Source organism: Shewanella sp. SG41-3, assembly GCF_014164545.1.
In the GTDB taxonomy this organism is placed as follows: domain Bacteria; phylum Pseudomonadota; class Gammaproteobacteria; order Enterobacterales; family Shewanellaceae; genus Shewanella; species Shewanella vesiculosa.
The window spans coordinates 511,706-533,940 of record NZ_JACJFJ010000003.1 but is presented as its reverse complement, the minus strand read 5'-3'; the positions used below and the strand labels follow the sequence as shown (position 1 = coordinate 533,940).

Annotated in this window: 21 protein-coding genes; all 21 read left to right on the top strand. The window is 43.0% G+C overall.

The annotated features are described in order from the left end of the window. Positions 1-186 precede the first annotated feature (186 nt). The 21 genes from H5164_RS08340 (at position 187) to H5164_RS08240 (ending at position 22,160) form a co-directional block, all read left to right on the top strand. Positions 187-1,068 (top strand): biogenesis protein MshI, encoded by an 882-nt coding sequence (locus H5164_RS08340; protein ID WP_259396771.1) that lies wholly within the window; start codon positions 187-189, stop codon positions 1,066-1,068. Further along, on the top strand, positions 1,065-1,685 hold the full coding sequence (locus H5164_RS08335) for a fimbrial assembly protein (protein ID WP_182755574.1): 621 nt from the start codon (positions 1,065-1,067) through the stop codon (positions 1,683-1,685). Before H5164_RS08340 ends, H5164_RS08335 begins: the two co-directional genes overlap by 4 nt. Beyond that, a complete protein-coding gene (locus tag H5164_RS08330) occupies positions 1,682-2,338 on the top strand; it encodes an MSHA biogenesis protein MshJ (RefSeq protein ID WP_182698942.1) in 657 nt (218 codons plus the stop codon). The genes H5164_RS08335 and H5164_RS08330 overlap by 4 nt, the downstream gene beginning before the upstream one ends. Then, a complete protein-coding gene (locus tag H5164_RS08325; RefSeq protein ID WP_404717048.1) occupies positions 2,319-2,645 on the top strand; it encodes an MSHA biogenesis protein MshK in 327 nt (108 codons plus the stop codon). The genes H5164_RS08330 and H5164_RS08325 overlap by 20 nt, the downstream gene beginning before the upstream one ends. A 13-nt stretch (positions 2,646-2,658) precedes the next feature. Further along, on the top strand, positions 2,659-4,341 hold the full coding sequence (mshL, locus tag H5164_RS08320) for a pilus (MSHA type) biogenesis protein MshL (protein ID WP_182755572.1): 1,683 nt from the start codon (positions 2,659-2,661) through the stop codon (positions 4,339-4,341). 47 nt (positions 4,342-4,388) lie between these two features. Then, positions 4,389-5,333 carry an ExeA family protein gene (locus tag H5164_RS08315; RefSeq protein WP_182755570.1) on the top strand — a complete coding sequence of 315 codons (945 nt, stop codon included), beginning with the start codon at positions 4,389-4,391 and terminating at the stop codon, positions 5,331-5,333. Next, positions 5,330-6,703 carry a lipopolysaccharide assembly protein LapB gene (locus tag H5164_RS08310; RefSeq protein ID WP_182755568.1) on the top strand — a complete coding sequence of 458 codons (1,374 nt, stop codon included), beginning with the start codon at positions 5,330-5,332 and terminating at the stop codon, positions 6,701-6,703. Before H5164_RS08315 ends, H5164_RS08310 begins: the two co-directional genes overlap by 4 nt. Then, positions 6,700-8,460, top strand: coding sequence for a GspE/PulE family protein (locus tag H5164_RS08305; RefSeq protein ID WP_124015323.1), 1,761 nt, complete (start codon positions 6,700-6,702; stop codon positions 8,458-8,460). Before H5164_RS08310 ends, H5164_RS08305 begins: the two co-directional genes overlap by 4 nt. Positions 8,461-8,462: 2 nt before the next feature. Continuing rightward, the gene (locus tag H5164_RS08300) at positions 8,463-9,677 is read left to right on the top strand and encodes a type II secretion system F family protein (RefSeq protein WP_124015322.1); all 1,215 of its coding nucleotides are present in this window, start codon (positions 8,463-8,465) and stop codon (positions 9,675-9,677) included. A 32-nt stretch (positions 9,678-9,709) separates the two neighbouring features. Next, complete coding sequence (locus tag H5164_RS08295) at positions 9,710-10,300, top strand: hypothetical protein (RefSeq protein WP_124015321.1); 591 nt, start codon at positions 9,710-9,712, stop codon at positions 10,298-10,300. A gap of 109 nt (positions 10,301-10,409) precedes the next feature. Further along, on the top strand, positions 10,410-11,015 hold the full coding sequence (locus H5164_RS08290) for a prepilin-type N-terminal cleavage/methylation domain-containing protein (RefSeq protein WP_182755566.1): 606 nt from the start codon (positions 10,410-10,412) through the stop codon (positions 11,013-11,015). A gap of 39 nt (positions 11,016-11,054) precedes the next feature. Then, positions 11,055-11,561: a prepilin-type N-terminal cleavage/methylation domain-containing protein gene (locus H5164_RS08285; RefSeq protein WP_182755564.1), complete on the top strand. Its 507-nt coding sequence runs from the start codon at positions 11,055-11,057 to the stop codon at positions 11,559-11,561. Positions 11,562-11,796: 235 nt separating this feature from the next. Next, the gene (locus tag H5164_RS08280) at positions 11,797-12,276 is read left to right on the top strand and encodes a type II secretion system protein (RefSeq protein WP_182755562.1); all 480 of its coding nucleotides are present in this window, start codon (positions 11,797-11,799) and stop codon (positions 12,274-12,276) included. After that, on the top strand, positions 12,266-12,829 hold the full coding sequence (locus H5164_RS08275) for a type II secretion system protein (RefSeq protein WP_182755560.1): 564 nt from the start codon (positions 12,266-12,268) through the stop codon (positions 12,827-12,829). Before H5164_RS08280 ends, H5164_RS08275 begins: the two co-directional genes overlap by 11 nt. After that, on the top strand, positions 12,829-13,656 hold the full coding sequence (locus tag H5164_RS08270) for a PilW family protein (protein WP_182755558.1): 828 nt from the start codon (positions 12,829-12,831) through the stop codon (positions 13,654-13,656). The genes H5164_RS08275 and H5164_RS08270 overlap by 1 nt, the downstream gene beginning before the upstream one ends. Further along, on the top strand, positions 13,646-14,101 hold the full coding sequence (locus tag H5164_RS08265; RefSeq protein ID WP_182723538.1) for an MSHA biogenesis protein MshP: 456 nt from the start codon (positions 13,646-13,648) through the stop codon (positions 14,099-14,101). The genes H5164_RS08270 and H5164_RS08265 overlap by 11 nt, the downstream gene beginning before the upstream one ends. After that, positions 14,091-18,728, top strand: a complete 4,638-nt coding sequence (locus H5164_RS08260; RefSeq protein ID WP_220492670.1) for a DUF6701 domain-containing protein — start codon at positions 14,091-14,093, stop codon at positions 18,726-18,728. The genes H5164_RS08265 and H5164_RS08260 overlap by 11 nt, the downstream gene beginning before the upstream one ends. A gap of 192 nt (positions 18,729-18,920) precedes the next feature. Next, positions 18,921-19,970 (top strand): rod shape-determining protein, encoded by a 1,050-nt coding sequence (locus H5164_RS08255; RefSeq protein WP_011639153.1) that lies wholly within the window; start codon positions 18,921-18,923, stop codon positions 19,968-19,970. 63 nt (positions 19,971-20,033) lie between these two features. Next, entirely contained in the window at positions 20,034-21,029 is a 996-nt protein-coding gene (gene mreC, locus H5164_RS08250; RefSeq protein WP_124015313.1) for a rod shape-determining protein MreC, read from the top strand. After that, entirely contained in the window at positions 21,026-21,517 is a 492-nt protein-coding gene (gene mreD / locus H5164_RS08245) for a rod shape-determining protein MreD (protein ID WP_124015312.1), read from the top strand. The genes mreC and mreD overlap by 4 nt, the downstream gene beginning before the upstream one ends. A 55-nt stretch (positions 21,518-21,572) precedes the next feature. Next, positions 21,573-22,160 (top strand): nucleoside triphosphate pyrophosphatase, encoded by a 588-nt coding sequence (locus H5164_RS08240; protein WP_182755556.1) that lies wholly within the window; start codon positions 21,573-21,575, stop codon positions 22,158-22,160. The last annotated feature ends 75 nt before the right edge of the window (positions 22,161-22,235 follow it).

Here is a 22,235-nt window from a genome sequence, read left to right as displayed (position 1 = left end):
TATTATAGCTTGATTTTTTATCGATGTGACTGGTGACACTGGCAATCAAAGTTAAGCAGATTGCCTTAACGTTAGATGCTTAAATAGTAGAGTCATCGTGTCGTTTTTTGATGACATGTCTCTAATACCAATTCTATGAATGAGTGATGTTACACACTTAATATGTTAGCGAATATGGGCAACGCAATGAACAATGGTTTTTTGAGTAAACTCGCCTTTTGGCAAACATCACAGTTGATGGGTAGTGTAGGCGTATTTATCGCCGATAATTCATTGTGGGCTTGTAAACTCCAACAAGGCCAATTAGCACCTATTATTAGCCAGTTTTCAGTACCAAAAAATAATTGGTCTCAAGCCTTTGAAGCACTAAAAAGCCAGTTTGGTCGAGTTCGAGTGCAATTAGTGCTGTCACATCAGTATTATCAATTGTTACAAGCTGAAAAACCGAATGTTGAGCCAGATGAAGTGACTCAAGCGTTGATCTGGTCTGTGAAAGATATGGTGTCAGAACCTGTGGCCAATATCCATTTAGATTATTTTGAGTCTAGTTTTATTGTCAGTTCAAAAGTGAATGTCGTGGTCAGCAGTCGACAGTTTCTAGCTCAATTGGCCAGTGCTTGTGATGCCAATGGATTAGACATTGCCGGTATCAGCATTGAAGAGTTGGCATTAAGCCATGTTTTAGTTAACGACAATATGGCCCACATGCTGGTGGCTCATTTACCTGAGCAAGAATTGTTGTTATTAATTGTTAAAGCTGGCGAAGTATTGATGCAACGTCGCGTCAGAGGCTTTAATCATCTGAATGAAGCAACCTTAGAAGAGTTGAAACATGGCTTAGCCGATAATCTCAGTTTGGAGATCCAACGGTCTATGGATTATTTTGAAAGCCAATTACGTCAGGCACCTGTGGGATCCATTAGCATATTGGCAGATGGTGACAATTCATCATTAGCTAATCTCGTTGGTGCTAACTTTAATCAAAAAGTGCTTGCCGTTGCCCACGACGGCGTATCGAAATTACTCGCTCAGTTAGCGTTACAGGAATTAACGCGAGGTGAAGTGTGATAAAAACCGCGGTTAATTTATATAGCACTGATCTACTGCCTAAAAAACAAAAGCTAACCTTTGCAAGAATGATGTTGGCTTTGGGCTTATTCTCAGGATGCTGTGCACTACTTTATGCAATTGGTCTGTGGCATAGCCATGATTTGCAAACCTTAAGTGAGCAGGTAAGCAGAGAGAGAAATAGTTTAAATGATCAAAAGACTCAGCTAGAACTACAAATCGCTGCTCGTCAGCCTGATGCGAACTTAGTTGCAAAGGTCGAGCTTGAACAACAGCGCTTAGATCTTAAAAAACTGTTAAAAGATGAGCTAAGTCAGCGCAATACTCTGATTAGTCAAGGTTACTCACCAATGTTAACCGACTTGGCAGCAGTGGCGGATGCCAATGTATGGTTGAGCCATATTACCATTGAACAACAAGATACTGATGTTCAGCGCATTGAGTTTGAAGGTTATGGGCGTAATCCACAGAGCATTCCACTGTGGATAGATAAACTAAAAACCACTTCAACGCTTAAGGGGTATGCGTTTTCAGCGATGACAATGGATCGCGGCGAAGCACAACCACTGGCGTTTAAATTAATCAGCCAGCCCATTGCTAAGGAGCTCGCACAATGAAGCAGCAATGGCTTGTATGGTCGTCAAAATTTAATGAGTTAAGTCAACGTGAGCGTACATTGATTATGTTCGCTTTATTTGTTGTGGTCGGCATGCTGTTGTTTATGCCATTAGAGTCGGTTTGGAAGCAGCAGCAAAGCTTGCAAACTCAGCTTAAAGGATTAGCACAAGAAAATTCAATTTCCTTACAACAAGTGGCTCTCTATGAAGAGCGTTTACAACTTGACCCTAATCAAGATTATCATCAACGGCTAAAGTTGATTACTGAACAAATGCAATTAGTTGATGCTGATCTTACTGAGCAAATGGTTGATATGGTTCCTGCGGACTACATGCCAACAGTATTAGCTAATCTGCTGGGTAATGTTAAAGGTGTATCGCTGATTTCATTTGCTTCCATAGCGCCTAAAGCCTTATTACAAGTGGGCGATGGCAGTAAAGTTAACCTTTACAGCCACGGTATTAAGCTGACGTTACAAGGCGACTACTTCGCGATTTTAGCGTTTATTAAAGCCGTTGAAAGTATGCCTGATAAATTGTACTGGAAACGTTTAGATTATCGTGTTGAATCTCATCCAGATGCGTTAGTTGAATTAGAACTTTACACACTGAGTGTGAATAAGGACTTTATCAGTGTTGCAAAACAAGATTAATGCCATGGCGTATGCATCCTGCCTAATGATGCTATTAATGTCAGCGGCGAATGCACAAACATTACGTGATCCGACCCTACCGGGTCAGGGGTTTGTGGCTGCGATAACCAAAACCGATAATCAATCTTTAGTGTTAAACAGTATTGTCAGCGGCCAGAATACCTATGCGGTGATTAATAACATCATTCTGTCGGTGGGTGACACAGTTAGTGGCAGTGGCTTACGAGTATCAAAGATTAATAAAGACTACGTCACCTTGTCAGATGGACGAAAACTTCAACTATTTAAGTCGATAACAGAGCGATAGGATAAGAATAAAAATGAATGTGATTAAATACGTTACTCCTCTGATGTCGCTGTGCTTAGTTGCTTGTCAAACGACGGATAGACCTGACCCACAAACCGCAAAAGCAGCCTTGAATGAGTCAAGACAACAAGCTGAAGCGGGTCAAACTATTATGCCACCCCCAGCGGCAATGCCTGAAGATGTTCAGCGTGAGCTTAATGGCGATAATACACTGGGCCAAGCGGCAAGAGCCCTTCCCGCTGAGCGTCGTATTGACGTATCAGCAAACGAAGTTGATGCCAGAGTATTTTTCCCCAGCTTAGTCAAAGACACCCCATTAAGTGTGGCGGTTCATCCGGATGTGCAAGGCAACATTTCATTATCATTAAAAGCGGTCACCTTGGCAGAGGTTATTCAAGTCGTTGAAGATATTTACGGTTATGAAGTTAAGCGTGAAGGGCGTATTTTACGTGTTTATCCCGCGGGAATGAGAACCGAAACCTTTCCCTTAAATTATATCTATATGCAGCGTGAAGGTTTGTCATTAACCTCCGTCAGCTCAGGGCGCATTTCAGATCAAAACAATAATTCAAGCAATGGCAGCAATGGCAGTAACAATAGTAATAGCAGCAGTAACAGTAGTAATAGTTCAAATAGTAATAGTGGCAATGGTAATGCTAATAGCAGTGATAATACCAATGGTACTTTTATTCGCTCAACCACTAAGACGGATTTCTGGGGTGAATTACAAGCCACATTAATGTCTATAATGGGTGAAACTGGTGGCGGGCGACAAGTTGTAGTCACTCCTCAAGCCGGTCTGGTTACCGTTCGAGCTTTTCCTGATGAGTTACGACAAATTCGAAGTTTCTTACAAATAGCAGAAAGCCATCTGCAGCGCCAAGTCATTTTAGAAGCAAAAATTATTGAAGTAACTTTATCGGATGGTTATCAGCAAGGGATCCAGTGGGAGAATGTCTTAGGTCACGCTGGTAATACCAACATTAACTTTAGTACTTCAGCAGGACAGGGGCTAAGTAATGCGATTACGTCTGCCATTGGCGGAGTAACATCGATTAATTTCACTGGAAGTGATTTTAGTTCCATCATTAACTTGCTCGATACTCAAGGTGATGTAGATGTGCTGTCAAGTCCTCGAGTCACCGCATCGAATAACCAAAAAGCAGTGATTAAAGTCGGTAATGATGAATACTTTGTCACGGACGTTTCATCCACCACAGTGGCAGGTACTACTCCGGTGACCACGCCACAAGTTGAACTTACGCCATTTTTCTCTGGTATTGCTTTGGATGTGACCCCGCAGATTGATGAAGATGGCAATGTCATACTGCATGTTCATCCTTCGGTGATTGATGTGACCTCACAAACCAAAGAGATTAAAATCAGTGATTCAACCTTGGAGTTGCCATTAGCGCAAAGTGAGATCCGCGAATCGGATACCGTTATCCGCGCAGCATCTGGTGATGTGGTCGTGATTGGTGGGTTAATGAAGAGTGAGAATATTGAAACTGTGTCTAAAGTACCATTTTTAGGTGATATTCCTTTTCTGGGTGAAGCATTCACCAGCCGTAGTAAATCTAAAAAGAAAACTGAATTGATTATTATGTTAAAACCAACCGTGGTCGGTGGTGACACATGGAAGGACGAGTTAAAGCGCTCACAAGATTTGATTGAGCGTTGGTATCCTTCAAAGTAGTGATCGTTCTCGTTTGGCTTAACATTAACAAGGGATAGCCGGTAATTATGTATTTGCAGCATTTTGGCTTAAGTCAGTTGCCCTTTACGCTGACCCCTAATACCGGTTTCTTTTTTGGGTTAGCGCCGCATGTGGAAGCGTTGCAAGTGCTGCAAACAGCATTAGAAACAGGTGAGGGTTTTATCAAGGTCACTGGAGAAGTGGGTACAGGTAAAACCTTAGTGTGTCGTAAATTGTTGAACGATTTGCCCGCTCAATACCATTGTGCATATTTACCCAATCCTTATTTAAATCCAAAGGAGTTACGTTGGGCTGTGGCAGCTGAACTTGGTTTGTCTTTGCCAAATAAAGTCGATCAACAACAACTGACAAGACTTATCCATGAGCGTTTGTTAGCGTTAAATCATCAAGGATTTCATGTGGTATTGGTGTTGGATGAGGCGCAATCGTTACCGGATGAAAGTATTGAAGCCTTAAGGTTATTTACTAATTTAGAAACCGAAAATCGTAAGTTATTGCAAGTGGTGCTGTTTGGTCAGCCTGAATTAGATCAACGTTTAGCGCAACCTAAGTTTAGGCAGTTACGACAACGTATTACCTTTAGCTATGGTTTACGTCCGTTAACATGGGACGAAATACACGCTTATATTCGATATCGGCTAGCGATTGCGGGTTACCAAGGGCCAGAATTATTTACTGCCGCGGATATTAAGCGTATTGCCCGAGCTGCTCGTGGCATTCCGCGTTTGGTGAATATTTTGGCACATAAAAGTTTATTGCTATGTTACGGCCAAGGTGAAAAAAAGGTCCGAACTCGGCATTGTTTGGCTGCGATAACCGATACGGAAGATATTAATTTACAACATAAAGTGAGTGTATCTCGGCTCAACATCTTGCTTGTTGTGCTCCTTGCTGCAGTGGTGTTGGTTATTGGGTTAAATAGTGACAGTTGTTGTGGTGAATGGGTGACACAAATAAGTGAGATTAAATGAGCGTTATTATCAATATGCTGAAAGATTTAGAACAGCGTCAGCAGCCTGAAACCGATAATCCTTCGACACAAGCTGTGGGTGAATTTGTGCGTCCTCAAATTCAATATCAAACTGTTGCTAAATCACGTTCACCGCTTATTAGTCTCATTGTTGTTGCAGTACTATTGATACCTACTTTGTGGTTTGGTGTGTCAATGTATCGCCAAGCCAATATGCAAATCGCAAATCAACCTAAAGCAATCAGTGACGCTGCTAGCACAGACACTGAATCGTTAACGCTAAGCCAAGCACTTAATCATAACGACCTTGTGACTGAACCCTCTGAGTTAGCCTTAAATGCCAGCTCGACAATGACGCCTAAATCTATTGAAGCGTCAAGGCAGCCCGTCAGCGCCGATACGACTCAAGACAATATGCCTGTTACAAATGAAACATCCTTAACCGATTTGACTCAAGTGGACATAGCATCAAAGGGTGACGCTGAGCAGATTGATACGTCTTCACCCTCGGCACAACAAGCTAGCGAGCGAGAGCCTGAAACGGTCAATAGTCACACCGTAGTCGCCGCCACAGTTGCTAGCAAAACCGCAGCCGATAAGGTCAGTGTATCCAGCGCGAATGAGCCGATACCTGATCAAATTGCATCCAACCAGACGGCACAGAACAATCCTGTATTGAATAATGCTGACAGCGCTAATGCCATCACTGCAACTCAATCATCTGGCTCGTCTGAAGCAGCCGCTGTTGAGAAAAAACCTGTGCAGATGTCGGTAAAAGAGGTCGTTATTAGTAAGGCACAAATGGCACAGTTGCAATACCGTAAAGGAATGGATGCCGAGCAGGCACGGCGACTTGATGATGCAGCAGGTTACTATTTAGAAGCGATCATTTTACAACCGAACTTACACAAAGCGCGTATCCAATTGGTTGAAATTTATTATGCGCAAAATAATATGACTACTGCGATGGGATTACTCGAAAGTGGCATCAGTATGTTTCCGCAACAATGGGAGTTTTATGTGATTTTGTCGCGGATTCAAACCGAAATTAAAGCTTATGATGCTGCATTAGCGACATTAGCGATGATCCCCGATAATTCAACGTGGGCTCGAGATAAATGGATAGCGCAAACCGATTTGGCCCAAACGTCGAAGAACTTTACCTTAGCAGAAGCGGCTTATCGTAACTTATTGGTATCCGAATCGACTCAATCTCGCTGGTGGATGGGGTTAGCTTATGCGCTCGACTCACAAAAAAAATACTCACAAGCCGCTCAGGCTTATCGTTCAGCATTAAGCTATGAAGGGTTATCGACTTCAGCCATGACATTTATTGAAAAGCGTTTAGATCAGCTAGGAGAAAACCGATGAAGCCTAAGTTAAAGATGCGGTTAGGAGATCTTCTTGTTCAAGAGCTGATTATTACTGATGTACAGCTACAACAAGCATTAGCGGAGCAGCGCAATTCAGGTAAAAAGCTTGGTCGTACACTGATTGATTTAAACAGTATTACTGAAGATCAGTTACTTAAGTTTTTATCTCAACAACTTAATTTACCGTATTTGGATATTAGTCGTCGCCCAATTGCTGCCGATGTGGTCAATATTCTTCCTGAAGTACAAGCTAGGCGTTATCGTGCCTTAGTGGTAGAAAGTCATGCTGATCATGTGTTAGTGGCCATGAGCGATCCAGCCGACTTACAGGCTATCGATAATATTGAAGTGTTGGTTGCGCCTAAACAGTTAATGATTGCCGTAGCACCAGAACAACAATTACTCGATGCATTTGATAACCTCTACCGCCGCACCGGACAAATCGCCGAAATAGCCGGTAAGCTCGATGAAGAATATGCCGCTGATGACATGTTCGATTTGGCTAATTTAACCCAAAGTGATAGTGATAACGAAACCACAGTGGTCAAGTTATTACAGTCTATTTTCGAAGATGCGGTGCAAATGCGTGCGTCAGATATTCACATTGAACCCGGCGATAAAGTCTTGCGCATCCGCCAACGTATTGATGGTCAATTGCATGAAAACACCTTAAGCGAAGTTAATATTGCATCGGCCCTGGTATTACGACTGAAACTGATGGCTGGGTTAGATATTTCAGAGAAACGTATGCCACAAGATGGTCGTTTTCATATGGAAATCAAAGGTCATAAAATCGACGTGCGGATGTCGACCATGCCAATTTATCACGGCGAATCAGTGGTGATGCGTTTATTAGATCAAACAACTGGACTGCGCACCTTAGATGAAACTGGCATGCCACCGCATATTGTGGCGCGAATTCGTAAACAGATTAAACGCCCTCACGGTATGTTGTTAGTGACCGGGCCAACGGGTAGCGGTAAAACCACCACTTTATACGGTATTTTAAGTGAGCTTAATACTGCTGACAGAAAGATTATCACCGTAGAAGATCCGGTGGAATATCAATTACCACGCATTAACCAAGTTCAAGTTAACCATAAGATTGGTTTAAATTTTTCCAATGTGCTGCGTACCACTCTTCGCCAAGATCCCGACATTATCATGGTGGGCGAAATGCGTGACCAAGAAACCGTTGAAATTGGTCTTCGAGGCGCATTAACTGGTCACTTTGTGTTATCGACCTTGCATACCAATGATGCGGTGACCAGTGCGTTACGATTACTCGATATGGGTGCGGCCAGCTATTTGGTGGCGAGTGCACTGCGCGTTATTATTGCTCAGCGTCTTGTTAGGCGTGTTTGTCATAATTGCGCCATTGATTATCAGCCTTCCGCCGCTGAGCGCAGTTGGCTTAGTAGTGTGACTAAAAAAGATATTAGCAGCGCGACATTTAAAGTAGGCCGTGGTTGTCAAACCTGTAATGGTTCGGGGTATCGTGGCCGAATTGGTATTTTTGAAATACTTGAGCTTGATGACAACATGATTGACGCCATGCGTACTGGTAATCCTCAAGATTTTGCTCGTGCAGCGCTGCGCAGTCCTAATTTTATCCCACTGGCACATTCTGCGATGGAGTATTTATTCCTTGGTACGACAACACTCGAAGAAGTATCAAAACTGGTTGAAGATGTTAGTGAGTCGACAGTGCCGTTGTCGGAAGATTTGGTTAGTCAACAAGATATTGGGTTGTAACAATGCCAATATATCAATATCGAGGTCGTAACTCACAAGGGCTGGCTGTTAGTGCACAGCTTGAATCTGCTAATGAAAGTGCCGCTGCCGACGCTTTACTCTCTCGTGGAATTATTCCACTGGAATTACGTGAAGTAAAAAATAAGCAATCATTTTCAATGAGCTTATTTCGCAGTAAAGTGTCATTAGAAGAGTTACAAATTTTTAGTCGACAAATGTACTCATTAACTCGTTCGGGTATTCCCATTTTAAGAGCTATTGCTGGCTTATCTGAAACCACTCATTCCGATCGAATGAAAACAGCCTTAGATGATATTTCAGTTCAGCTTACTTCAGGTCGACCACTTTCTTCGGCAATGAATCTTCATCCAGATATATTTGATTCATTGTTTGTGTCGATGATCCATGTTGGTGAAAATACCGGTAAGTTAGAAGATGCCTTTATCCAGCTATCTGGCTATATCGAGCGTGAGCAAGAAACACGTCGACGGATTAAAGCGGCAATGCGTTATCCCATGTTTGTGTTAATTGCCATTACCATCGCAATGATTATTCTCAATATTATGGTTATCCCTAAATTTGCCGATATGTTCTCTCGTTTCGGCGCAGAGTTGCCATGGGCGACAAAAATATTAATTGGTACGTCTAATCTGTTTGTTAATTTCTGGCCTCATATGATAGTGCTGTTAATTGCTGTGGTAGTGGCGATTCGGTATTGGCATCATTCAGAAAAGGGTGAGAAGCAATGGGATTTATGGAAACTGCATATTCCTGTGGTGGGTTCCATTATTGAGCGCTCAACGTTATCGCGTTATTGTCGCTGTTTTTCGATGATGCTCAGTGCTGGTGTGCCTATGACTCAAGCATTAAGTTTGGTTGCTGATGCGGTCGATAATGCTTATATGCATGATAAAATTGTCTCGATGCGCCATGGTATTGAATCAGGCGAGTCAATGCTCAGGGTATCTAATAGCAGTCAATTATTTACTCCGTTAGTATTGCAAATGGTGGCGGTGGGCGAAGAGACGGGGCAAATCGATCAACTATTAAATGACGCTGCTGATTTTTATGAAGGTGAGGTCGATTATGATTTAAAAAATCTGACGGCTAAATTAGAACCTATTCTTATTGCGTTTGTCGCTGGCATTGTCTTGATACTGGCACTGGGTATTTATCTGCCTATGTGGGATATGCTTAATGTGGTCAAAGGCGGTTAGCACATAATGCAAGTTATTCATTGGGTACTGGCATGTTGAGCCAACAAAAAGCAGATGATGACCTCATTAAAGTGTATGGGCGAGTCATTGCTATTGTGGTGGTGTTAGTACTGTTGAGTATTGTTGGCATACGTTCTTTTAATTCCACCTCCAATATAGGTGGCCGAGGTTTAGAGTTTGAACATAATCGTTTTTTAAATGTCTTAGCTATGGTGCGCAGTCAATGGTTAGCTTCTGGCAGGCCACACCGGATGCAATTATCTTGGCATAACAAGGTGCCTAATGTGACACCAAGTAAGGTCGCAGATGACAATCTTGATTCAGACTCTCAAGCTGACACTATTAGAAATGATAAGATTAACGACGATTTTGATGCCGATTTAGTCGGTACCGATAATTGGGTGTCTTTATCTAACCAAGGTTGGCCAATTATTGATACCAATGATGTACAAGGTTGTGCACAGTTGTGGGCGCAGTTATTGGCCAATAATGTTCAAGAGCTCAATATTGCGGTAGATTATCAGTCTGATGATCATGTGTGTCGCTACTATTCAAATAACAAAGCCAGTTTGAGTTATCAGCTCCAGACGGGTAGAGTCATTTTTTTGATGAGTGACAGATAAAATTTGTATCATCCATGTTAAAATTTAAATAAGCTGCTAATATCAGTGAAGTTATCGCTGAACCAGTATGTTTCCCTGTTGTAGGCACTATAGAGAAGAGTAAGATATTATGAAATTGAAACAACAAGGTTTTTCATTGATCGAGTTGGTCATTGTTATTGTTATTCTCGGTTTATTGGCTGCAACGGCAATTCCGCGTTTTTTGAATGTCACCGATGATGCTGAAGACGCCAGTGTCGATGGTGTTGCTGGCGGTTTAGCCACAGCGGTGAGTTTTGTGCGTGCACAATGGGAAGTTGATGGTCGCCGGAATAGTAATGTGATTTTAGACGGGACGAATGTGTCGTTAGATGCACGGTTTGGTTTTCCTACCGGGACCACCAACACAGATGCTACAGCCATGACAAATGAAGCATGTCAGGAAGTATTTAATGCAGTGTTGCAAAACGCACCTAGAAATGTGCTTTTTAACCAAGATGCTCGTCAACAACGTTACACTGTAAGAATGCAAAATGGTGTCGGTGGCTCATCTACGAGTATTGATGGCCAAGTCGTTGCAGGGCTTGATTTATGCGTTTATCATCAAGTTGCGACGTTAGCGCTTAATCAAACATCGGGAGTCGCAACACCCACTCCAGATTTAGATACCGTCGGTGCAAACGGAATTACATACAATGCCGGTACGGGTCAGGTCGTATCATTTACTAACAACTAATTTGATTTACTTATTTATTTTCTATAGAGGTTATTTAATATGCAAAAACAACAAGGTTTTACATTAATCGAATTAGTGGTTGTGATCATTATTCTCGGTATTTTAGCGGTAACAGCAGCGCCTAAGTTTATAAATCTTCAAGGTGATGCTCGTGTGTCTGCGTTACAAGGTTTAAAAGCGGCAATTCAAGGTGCAAACACCTTAGTTTATTCAAAAGCAGCATTAGCTGGTAAAGAACAAGCGACTGGGGCCACAGTGACTTTAACTGGCTCCTCAACGGCTACTCCAGCGACTAATATTGATGTAACAACTGATTATGGTTATTTGACCACAGCATTAGTTAATTTTCAAAATGCAATTGATTTAAGCGTTTCTGCCGGGACAGACCCTAACGCGACTGGCATTACTACTGATTGGGTTTTTGATGTTGCAACTGGGAAATTTTGGCAAGCAGGTGCACCATCAACTTGTACTTTCACTTATACCTCAGCTACAGCAACGGCTCTTCCTGTGTACAGTGCAATGCCTGCAGCATCAGATTGTTAATGAGTGTTAAGAGAGAAAACCTGCTTAGGCAGGTTTTTTTTTGAATATTTTGAGTTAAAAAAGAGATTAATTGACTCACTTGGTTTTTCTGTAAAACGGTACAAGGTAATAAATAAACAGACAGTATTGGCTGTATTTGCCATACTAGATAAACTAGTATAAGCCTCTGACACTACTACGGTTTAATGCTGTTAAGTGTCGAAGTGTTCAACGGATACAATGAGGACATCACTCTGTGAGTCAACAACGCAACATTCAGCTGGGGTTTACCTTGGTTGAATTGGTTACCACCATGATTGTGATTGGTATTATTGCCGTGACTGTGTTGCCACGTCTGTTGTCTGACTCTTCTTATAGCGCCTACAGTTTACGTAATGAATTTATCAGTGAATTACGTCAAGTCCAGCTTAAAGCAATGCAAAATACCGATCAGTGTTATCAAATTGATGTGACAGCAAGCGGGTATACTTTGCGCCATTTTAGCGGAAGAACCGCTAGCTTATGCACAAACCAAGTTCGCATAGAGCAATCACAAACCTTCAGCGGTGGTGCCTATATCGCGTTAGCCAGTAATGCGAGTCAGGCTTTTTCAATCACCTTTGACGAGCAGGGCCGTATGGTATCTCCAGCGTGTTCAGGTAATTGCTTTAATGCTGTTGCAGATGAAACATTAGCTATTGCGGTTGAGTCAGAGGGGTATATTTATGCTCAGTAAGTCGCAATTGTGTCAACATGATCAACATCAACAACGCTTGCAACTATCTCGACGTCAGCGTGGCTTTACCCTGATTGAACTCGTTATCGGTATGATAGTGATTGGCATCGCGATTGTAATGATCACTAGCATGTTGTTCCCTCAAGCAGATAGAGCTGCGACGACATTACAAAGAGTGCGCTCTGCTGAGTTTGCGCATTCGGTTATGAATGAGATTTGGGGCAAGCGTTATGATCAAAAGACCAATCCTAATGGTGGTGTTCCGGCGTGCAATGCTCCTACTGGGGAAGTTTGTACCGCGGCCAGTTCCCTAGGCCCTGATGGTGAAGATCGCGACGATTTCAACGATGTTGATGATTATGATGGGTTAGATCAAACACAAAACATGCTCAACTCAAGCCAAACCTATGCCCAAGCTTATCCCAATTATCGCTTGAACGTGTCAGTAGCCTATCTTGACTCGTCAACGCAGGCGCAAAAATTAATTACTGTAGACGTTACAACCCCTGCTGGTGAAGTGATCACTTACCAAGCGGTAAGGGGTAACTACTAATGCAGCAGTATCGCCATCCAAAAATAGCGGGATTTACCTTAATTGAAATGGTTACGGTTATTTTAATTTTAGGGATTATTGTGGTTGGAATAAGCAGTTTTGTTGTTTTTGGTACTCGCATTTTTGTTGAATCAAGCGCAGTTGATCAGGTACTCAGTCAAAGCCGTTTTGGCATTGAACGGATGACCCGCGATATTCGCCGCGCAGTTCCCAATAGTATGCGAGTGCTAACAGCGACTGATGGCGGTTATCAATGCCTGGAATTATTACCTATTAGTGCCAGTACATCGTATATTGATGCGCCGTTTTTCCCGCAATCAGTGCAAAATACGTTAACCGCGATTAAAAGTGTTCGTTCAATTAATGCTGCTCAATCAGTGCTGATTTACCCTTTAACCGCTAGCGAGGTTTATAACCCTCAAGGATTAACAGCAAAGCGTTTTCTGGTGCAAAGTGTGGCTGAAAGCGGAGATCTCCTGACGATTACCTTAACCCAAAGTATTCGCTTTACCGAAGCGTCGCCATTAAAACGCTTGTATGTTGCTCAGAGCCCACTCAGTTACTGTTTTATTAACACCGCGGGTAATGTTGATTTACGCTTATACCAACAATATGGCTATAAGGCTGTGCAGCCCTCTCCAGCGGATATGGGGAATGGCGTCTTGATGGCACAAAATATTACTAATACTTTAACCATTAATCCGGCAATCATTTTAACGCCAGCAACATTAGTGACTAATGCTATAGTGCATTTACAGCCTAGATTTAGGGTGAATGGCGAAACATTTCAATATCAACATCAAGTGCAGGTGATGAATGTACCCTAAACTGAAATTGCCGCAACATTCTCAACAAGGCAGTGCATTAATCATTGGTATTTTTGTGCTGACAGTGATGTTTTTACTGGCGGCGAGTTTAATCCGCATTGTTAGCGATGCCGATGAGTCGGTTAATATGGAAGTCTGGGGGACTCGAGCTTTATTTAGTGCCAATAGTGGCGCTGATGCTGCTCTGTCTCAGTTGTTCCCCCTTAGTGGTGTTAATGGAAGTTGTAGCAATGTGAGTTCAACTTGGTCGCCGCCAACAGGAGGAAATGGATTTCATAACTGTACTGTGTTGGTTAACTGTAATGCTACAACTGTTGCCAGTATCACTCAGTATCGGATTAACAGTTTAGCGGTATGCGAGACAGGTAACTGTGCTGGTAACTCAGATAGCTCAACATGTTTGCGAGTGAGTCGCCAAGTAGAGGTAGAAGCCCGTGGTAATTAACCCTTTTATGTTAATGATATCGAGTTTAGTTAGCAGGTTAGCTTTTTTTCTATGGCTAACTACTGCCATTTTCATGCCTTTGTCTGTGGCGCAGGCTGATTGGAGCACAACCTTTAAAGAAGGGGTTAACAATATTGATAGCAGTGGCACCATTAGTTTGAATACGGCCACGATTATTAATGCACCTAATAACAGTAAGTTACCCACCTACAATTATATTCAGGGAGGGGATTCTAGATTTAATTCTTGTATTAGCAGTAATGGTACTGCAAAAGTGTGTAGCAAGGGCCAGTATGTGGCTGAATTACCCAGTGGCCGCATTGATTTTGCCCAGTGCCAATCAACCAGTAGTGTTGATGTAGGTCCTCCCGTTTATGGTCAAGAAACCATTAGCCTTGCTGAGGGTGAATACCGCAATGTGTCAGTTGCTAATGGTGGCGATAAAAAGGTTGTTTTTACCACTGAGAATGGTAAATATAAAATTAAAAACCTGACCGCTAGCTCAGGCACTATAGAGTTTTCTGCAGGGCAATATTGGATCGAATCAATGAACATTAATAATGGTGTTCAATTGATATTTCCGCCGTCAGGTCGGGTGAGTTTTTTTATTAAAAACGATTATGTTCAAAAAAATCTGACCTTGGCCAGTTCGGCAGATAAATTGCTTTTTTACAATTATGGTAAATTTGAGATTGAAGGCGGTGCTAGCTTAAATGCATATGTCGTATCCGAAAATACCGTCACAATTAATGGTTCTGCTAAAATTCAAGGTGCTGTGACAGGTAAAGATATTATCTTAAATGGCAGTTCATCGGTGACATTTTCTGCTAATGCGGATCAAATTGATCTGGTTCCAGATTGTAGTATTAAGATTCAGACTATCACGCCATTTCATATTCAATATGGCAAGTCCGCAGCGAGTTCCGGTAGTACATCCAAAAGTGTGGTGTTTGATTCAGCATTTCAAAGCGGCGTAATGCCGCTAGTTTTTGTGATGCCGACTGTGTCAGAAAATAACCCTGTTGCCAACGATGGTCCTCAAAGCGTGTTTTTATCTTCAATCAGTGCAAGCGGTTTTACTTGGGAGCGAAAATGGCCTTCAGGTAATAGAGTGTCAGCGGCAGAGATGCCTGAAGTACACTGGATTGCAGTTACGCCCGGTCAATTTGATTTAAATAACGGTAGCCAATTAATCGCTGGTTCAGTGTTGCAGAATAAGGCCTTGGTCGGCTCGAACAATCAATATATCAGCGTATCTTTACCCAGTACTCAAGATGTGGTGCTTAACCAACTACAAACCCAAAATAATAACTGCTGGTTAACCAGCACGTCGCAATTTACTTCAAGTGGTATCGAATTAGCGATGGATACTTCTGAAGTGCGCAATAATTCGGGGCAATGTGAGCCGAGTAAATTAAATGCCAATAATTTACAATATGAAAAAATTGCCTACTTATCAGTAACGTCTGGCAGTGGCCCGCTAGTGCTGGAAGGTAAAAATGTCAATTATCATTTTGGTCTTTCGACCACCTTTAAGACAAATGTGAACAATACCCAAGACGTCAATTTTCAATGTACTAATTTACTCACACCATTAAATGGTTTTACTAGTGTGCCAACATTGGTAGCCAGTAAAAACAGTCGTTTGGGTGGTGATGGTGGTTGGTTAAGACGCTGTAAATTGACCAGTAACTCAGTCAGTATGGTTAATGATGAAGATACCTTTAGTGATAGTGACCGTAGTCACGTGTGGGAAAACTATAGTTTTATTGCCATAGAAAAACTCGCCCCTGTCCGCCAGTGTTTTACTGATAATTTTGAACGGGCAAGCTTAGGCAGTGACTGGGTTGTGGCTCAAAGTTCGGGTAACTTTATCCCTTCAATAGTTAACGGCCGCTTACGACAAACTGAAGCGAGAACTAACCAAGCAACATCGACAACTTATCAGCGTTTATTTCCTGCGGTTAATAATAAAGTCGAAATTGAGTTTGATCATTATGCCTATGGTGGTAACGGTGCCGACGGTATTGCTTTTGTATTATCCGATGCTGCTATTACCCCGCAGCCTGGCTCTGCTGGTGGTCCAATGGGATATGGTGCACGTTCTAATGTGAATGGTTTTGCTGGTGGCTGGCTAGGTTTCGGGATTGACGAGTACGGTAACTTTTCTGCTGAAGGTGGTCCTAGCGGTCCAGGCCGACGTCCACAATCGGTATCGATTCGAGGTTCAGGTTCTGGTACTTCTGGTTATCCTTATTTACGCGGAACTTGTAGTAATGGCACCACTAATACCGGTAGTTGCTTATCTCCGAAAGTGGATAACAATAATGTTTCACCTGCGCATCGGTACCGTATTACTGTTGACTCATTACTCCCTAATCAATCAATCGTTAAGGTTGAACGCAATAGTGGTAGCGGTTTTGTTGAAATTATTCCCGCATTTAATGCTGCCGGCATCTCTACACAAGCTGCGATACCTGAAAACTTTTTATTGTCGTTAACGGGGTCAACTGGCGGATCTACTAACAATCATGAAATTGATAATGTTGAGATTTGTGCGCTCAACTCCAGCCCTATTGGAGTACAAATTGATCATTTTGAGTATTCCTATTCTGGTCAAGGGATCACTTGTGCACCCAAAACATTATCTATTAAAGCCTGTGCTAACGCAGATTGCAGTGCGACTGTGCCTGATACTGTCACTGCGACGCTCAGCCCTGCAACAGTGACAGGCGTTGGCGGTTGGGTTGGAGGCAATGTGGTAACGTTTACTGGGGGGCAAAAATCAGATTTACAGCTAAGACATAATACTCCCGGCACTGTGACTTTAGGTGTCACCGGGTCTACGCCAAGCACTAAAGCATTCAGTAAAACCTTGTGCCGTGTTAATGGCAGTGTCGCAAGCGAGGCTAACTGTAATTTAGTTTTTGCCGATAGCGGTTTTATTTTTGAGGTACCGGATAAGTTGGCCAACAAACCAACAGGTAATATTTCTATTAGTGCAGTGAAAAAATCGGATAGTACTCTGCAATGTATCCCAACGTTTGCTAGCATCACCAAAAACGTCGGTTTTTGGAGTACCTATATTGAGCCGACGACTCCAATTAGTGGTCAATCAGTAACAGTGAATAATACCGTGGTAGGTAAGCAGAGTAGCGCCGCCACCACGCTTGCGTTGGCATTTGATGCACAAGGAAAAGCCAATATTAACGTCAACTATCCAGATGCAGGAAAAATGCAGCTAGATGCAAAGTATACTGGCACAGGTGATGAACAAGGCTTGGTAATGGTTGGTTCCGATCCGTTTGTTAGCTTTCCGGTAGGTTTATGCGTTACCCCCAAAGAGAGTGTTGCAGAGTGTTCTGCAAGTATTAGTAGTACGTGTAATCGATATAAAAAAGCTGGCGAGCCATTTGAGTTAATTATTCAAGGTAAAGCATGGCAAGCGGATGGTGATACAAACTACTGCGATAATATAAATACCCCTAATTATGTCCATAACAATATAGCATTAGGCAATCAAATTATTTCACCATCGGATGGTGTGCTAGGTGCTGTAGGTACGACGGCATATAATCATGTTGCGCAAACCACGAGCAGTAATACCGTGTCGCAGACAGTGACGGAAGTGGGCGTGTTTAAGTTTACCGCTGATCCACCGAGCGAATATTTAGGCTCAAGCTTTTATAATATTCCACAGGCGGCATCGCCTAATATAGGGCGCTTTGTACCCGACCGCTTTGTTGTGAGTAGCTCAAGTGTGCTGCCATCTTGCGGCAGTTTTAGCTATATGGATCAACCTTTTGCTCTCGCCTTAACCTTAGATGCAGTCAATACTGGCACTTATGTCACTCAGAACTATCAAGGCGCCTTTGCTAAAGCGAGTGCAAGCTTAGTAGGTGAAGATGCCAATAATGGCATTGATTTAAGCAGCCGATTAAGTGCTTTACCGGTTAATGCTGGCTCTTGGGTTTTGGGTCAAGCAAACGTAGGGTTATCTTATCAAGCTAATTTTAATCGTACAGTGGCCCCAGGTGTGGATGGCCCATTTAGTCAATTAGCTATCGGTGTACAAGCCTTTGATAACGATGGTAGTGTGTCGTTTATTGCATCAGCTGATATGCGCGCCGACAGCAGTGGTATTTGCGCCGACAGCAACAACTGCAACGCCAAACGATTATCGACGCAAGACTTACGCCACGGCAGAGTTGTAATGGATAATACTTATGGTCCTGAAAATGAAGTATTAGACATGCCAACCTATACCCAATATTGGAATGGCAGTAGCTGGGTAATGAATACTGGCGATAGCTGTACTCAAGTTATCGTTCCGCTTGACGGCAGTGAAATATACGCGCCATTATTAGCGTCTGATCAGGTCGTGACTCGTACCAATAATGGCGCATTAGTTAACAACGGCCAGTCAAGCTTGTTATGGCAAAACAAAGGTTCTACAGCATATCGAGGTCAGGTGACTGCCCCGTTAAAAGTAGAGCCATGGCTTCAGTGGTATTGGAATTGGGACCAAACAAGTCCGGCCCAGCTTTATGACCCAAGAGCAAGTGCCTTCTTTGGTCGTTACCGAGGCCATGATAGGATCATTTATTGGCGTGAGGTGGGGCAATAATATGCATGAAAAAGCATCAAATTTGGGCTTTTTTGATTTAAAACTGCGCGGATGTTGATTTTTTAACAGCTTTTACAAAAAAAAACGCTAGATTAGCAATTGTTAACCTGTTCGGTATTGTAGAATGGGGGTGTCATTGATAAAGTTAGCTGATTTTTCTTCTTCTGACTCAACAGAATACAGGCCTGATACATGTTCAAAAAGTTGCGCGGCATTTTTTCTAACGACCTATCGATCGATTTAGGTACGGCAAACACTCTTATTTATGTTCGCGATGAAGGTATCGTGTTGAACGAACCCTCAGTGGTTGCCATTCGTGGCGAACGCAATAGCAATGGGCCAAAGTCAGTTGCTGCAGTTGGCAGAGAAGCAAAACAAATGCTAGGCCGAACGCCTGGTAATATTCAAGCTATTCGGCCGATGAAAGACGGCGTAATTGCTGATTTCTATGTGACTGAAAAAATGCTTCAGCACTTTATTAAGCAAGTGCATAACAACAGTTTCTTTCGTCCTAGTCCTCGTGTTCTGGTGTGTGTGCCAGTGGGCGCGACTCAAGTTGAACGCCGCGCCATCCGCGAGTCCGCTATGGGTGCAGGTGCTCGTGAAGTGTACTTAATCGAAGAGCCTATGGCAGCAGCAATTGGCGCTGGTTTGCCGGTATCTGAAGCGACAGGTTCAATGGTTGTTGATATCGGTGGCGGTACTACCGAAGTGGCGATTATTTCGTTAAACGGTGTAGTGTATTCTTCATCGGTACGTATTGGTGGTGACAAGTTTGACGATGCGATTATTAATTATGTTCGCCGTAATTACGGTAGCTTAATTGGTGAAGCAACGGCTGAGCGTATCAAGCATACCATAGGCACAGCATACCCAGGTGACGAAGTGCTTGAGATTGAAGTGCGTGGTCGTAACCTTGCTGAAGGTGTACCAAGAAGCTTCACCTTAAACAGCAATGAAATTTTAGAAGCATTACAAGAGCCATTATCTGGTATTGTCAGTGCGGTAATGGTTGCCCTTGAGCAATCACCACCAGAACTGGCCTCAGACATCTCTGAGCGTGGCATGGTATTGACTGGTGGTGGTGCATTACTACGTGACTTAGACCGTTTATTAATGCAAGAGACAGGTATCCCGGTGATGGTTGCCGACGACCCATTAACCTGCGTTGCTCGTGGTGGCGGTAAAGCCCTTGAAATGATTGATATGCACGGTGGTGATTTGTTCTCTGAAGAGAACTAATTATCATCTGCTGAGCGGCTTTGTTAATGGCATTTTATGGGTTAACAGAGTTGCGAACACTTTATGAAACCAATTTTCGTTCGTGGCGTCTCTAGTCAATTCCGACTGACACTGGCAATTATTTTGTCGGTGGCATTACTGATGACTAATTACCGTCTTGACCCTGTTCGCCAGTCTTTATCCTCATTATTAAGCCCACTGCAGTTTTTGGCCAATGTGCCAGGTATGATGCTCGACTGGTCTGCCGAAGCCTTTGCCACGCGTAATATGCTCGAACTGCAAAACAAAGAACTCTTACGCCAACAACTGGTGATGTCAGAACGTTTACAGCGTTTTGAACATGTCCGCCAAGAAAATGAGCGTTTACGCGCATTACTTGGTTCTCCTGTGCACATGGATTCTCGTAAAATGGTCGCTGAAGTCATGGAAGTTGCCAGCGATCCTTTTCGGCAGTTTGTAGTGTTAAATCATGGTTTACAGAACGGCGTTTATGTCGGTCAGCCAGTGGTGGATGCCAAAGGCGTTGTAGGGCAGGTGACTGAAGTGAGTGAGTTTACTAGCCGCGTGTTGATGGTGTCAGATAGCACTCATGGTATTCCGGTGCGTGTTACTCGTAACGATGTGCGGGCAATTGCCAACGGTACCGGTGATATTGACCAAATTGAATTACGCAATGTGGCTAAAAGTACTGACATTATTGTGGGTGATTTATTGGTAACGTCAGGTTTGGGAAATCGTTTTCCTGAGGGATATCCCGTCGCTCGTGTTATCAGTGTATCGCGTGATGATGGTCAGAGTTATGCGGTTATTAATGCCCAGCCCTTAGCTGCGCTTGATCGTATTCGGTATGTTTTGCTTATTTGGCCTGATGAAACCAAACCTTTTACGTTGCCTGCTGAGGTCCAAGGGCTGATGAACGAGGCGGCTGATAATGCTGCAACGAATGGTGAAACGGAAACCATACCTAACCAGACTAGTGATAATGCATCGTCATCTCAAGTTGGTACTCCGCCTTCACAAACAACGACTTCACCAACAGTAAGCGAGGAAAACCAATGAGCGCGCACATTGCTAATGGTCGCTTAGTGGTATGGCTGACTTTATTTATTGGTATGATGTTTCAGATCATGCCGCTACCGGAAGTGGTCGAAGCATGGCGACCAGACTGGCTCCTTATGGTCATGATGTATTGGGCGATGGCGTTACCGCATCGTTACAGTATTCTCACTGCGTGGTTGTTAGGGGTCATGCTTGATGTGTTATTGGGGGCCCATTTAGGCATCCGTTCACTCGCATTGTCGTTAGTGATTTATATTGTCGTGTTGTTGTCTCAACAGTTACGTAACTATCCTCGCTGGCAACAATCATTACTCCTAGCATGTTTTATCTGTATTTATCATTTGGTGATATTTTGGATTCAGTTTGTTGTTGTCGGTGCAACACCATTTGATGTTGAGATGTTTTTACCCGCTATTTCGAGTTTATTTATTTGGTGGTGGGTGTTCTGGGTTCTGCGTAACATGCGCCGCCATTACAAAGTACGTTAATCAATCTGATAACGTAAGAATTGTTTTAATGTACACTAATAAGAGTAACTAACCGATGGCATGGGTACTGGCTTCAACATCACCAAGAAGAAAAGAATTACTGGCGCAAGCTGGCTTTAGTCAGGCAGATTTCTCATTTCAACTAGTCGCACCCGATATCGATGAAACACCCTGGTTAACTGAAACGCCACAACAATATGTGTGCCGTTTAGCCGTTGAAAAAGCCCAAGCGGGTTTAGCCCTAAGTGGCCATATTATCGCCCCAAAAGTACTCGGTTCAGATACAATAGTGGTATTGAACGATCAAATCCTCGGTAAGCCAATAGACCAAGATGATGCCAAGCGTATGTTGACATTATTATCTGGTAAAACTCATGAAGTGATGACCGCGGTGGCCTTAACAGATGGTGAGCAAACCTTTAGCCGCCTGTGTCGAACCCTAGTCAGCTTTTGTGACTTATCTGCTGCCGACATAGACGCTTATGTGGCATCGGGCGAACCAATGGATAAAGCTGGCGCATATGGCATACAAGCTTTGGGTGGCTGTTTTGTTCAATCAATTAGTGGCAGTTATTCAGCCGTCGTTGGTTTACCGCTTGTAGAAACGCGTGAATTATTAGCCTGCATGATGCAGCAAACTTAACTTTTGCTTTAATCGGTCATCTACGGTGGTGCAACTGCTGTCAACATTACGATTGGAGCATGACCCAGATACTGG

Excerpts from the sequence above, each read along its gene's own strand:
- H5164_RS08340 (WP_259396771.1), top strand. The coding sequence starts at position 187 with ATGAACAATGGTTTTTTGAGTAAACTCGCCTTTTGGCAAACATCACAG.
- H5164_RS08330 (WP_182698942.1), top strand. The coding sequence starts at position 1,682 with ATGAAGCAGCAATGGCTTGTATGGTCGTCAAAATTTAATGAGTTAAGT.
- mshL (WP_182755572.1), top strand. The coding sequence starts at position 2,659 with ATGAATGTGATTAAATACGTTACTCCTCTGATGTCGCTGTGCTTAGTT.
- H5164_RS08315 (WP_182755570.1), top strand. The coding sequence starts at position 4,389 with ATGTATTTGCAGCATTTTGGCTTAAGTCAGTTGCCCTTTACGCTGACC.
- H5164_RS08310 (WP_182755568.1), top strand. The coding sequence starts at position 5,330 with ATGAGCGTTATTATCAATATGCTGAAAGATTTAGAACAGCGTCAGCAG.
- H5164_RS08305 (WP_124015323.1), top strand. The coding sequence starts at position 6,700 with ATGAAGCCTAAGTTAAAGATGCGGTTAGGAGATCTTCTTGTTCAAGAG.
- H5164_RS08300 (WP_124015322.1), top strand. The coding sequence starts at position 8,463 with ATGCCAATATATCAATATCGAGGTCGTAACTCACAAGGGCTGGCTGTT.
- H5164_RS08295 (WP_124015321.1), top strand. The coding sequence starts at position 9,710 with ATGTTGAGCCAACAAAAAGCAGATGATGACCTCATTAAAGTGTATGGG.
- H5164_RS08290 (WP_182755566.1), top strand. The coding sequence starts at position 10,410 with ATGAAATTGAAACAACAAGGTTTTTCATTGATCGAGTTGGTCATTGTT.
- H5164_RS08285 (WP_182755564.1), top strand. The coding sequence starts at position 11,055 with ATGCAAAAACAACAAGGTTTTACATTAATCGAATTAGTGGTTGTGATC.
- H5164_RS08275 (WP_182755560.1), top strand. The coding sequence starts at position 12,266 with ATGCTCAGTAAGTCGCAATTGTGTCAACATGATCAACATCAACAACGC.
- H5164_RS08270 (WP_182755558.1), top strand. The coding sequence starts at position 12,829 with ATGCAGCAGTATCGCCATCCAAAAATAGCGGGATTTACCTTAATTGAA.
- H5164_RS08265 (WP_182723538.1), top strand. The coding sequence starts at position 13,646 with ATGTACCCTAAACTGAAATTGCCGCAACATTCTCAACAAGGCAGTGCA.
- H5164_RS08255 (WP_011639153.1), top strand. The coding sequence starts at position 18,921 with ATGTTCAAAAAGTTGCGCGGCATTTTTTCTAACGACCTATCGATCGAT.
- mreC (WP_124015313.1), top strand. The coding sequence starts at position 20,034 with ATGAAACCAATTTTCGTTCGTGGCGTCTCTAGTCAATTCCGACTGACA.
- mreD (WP_124015312.1), top strand. The coding sequence starts at position 21,026 with ATGAGCGCGCACATTGCTAATGGTCGCTTAGTGGTATGGCTGACTTTA.
- H5164_RS08240 (WP_182755556.1), top strand. The coding sequence starts at position 21,573 with ATGGCATGGGTACTGGCTTCAACATCACCAAGAAGAAAAGAATTACTG.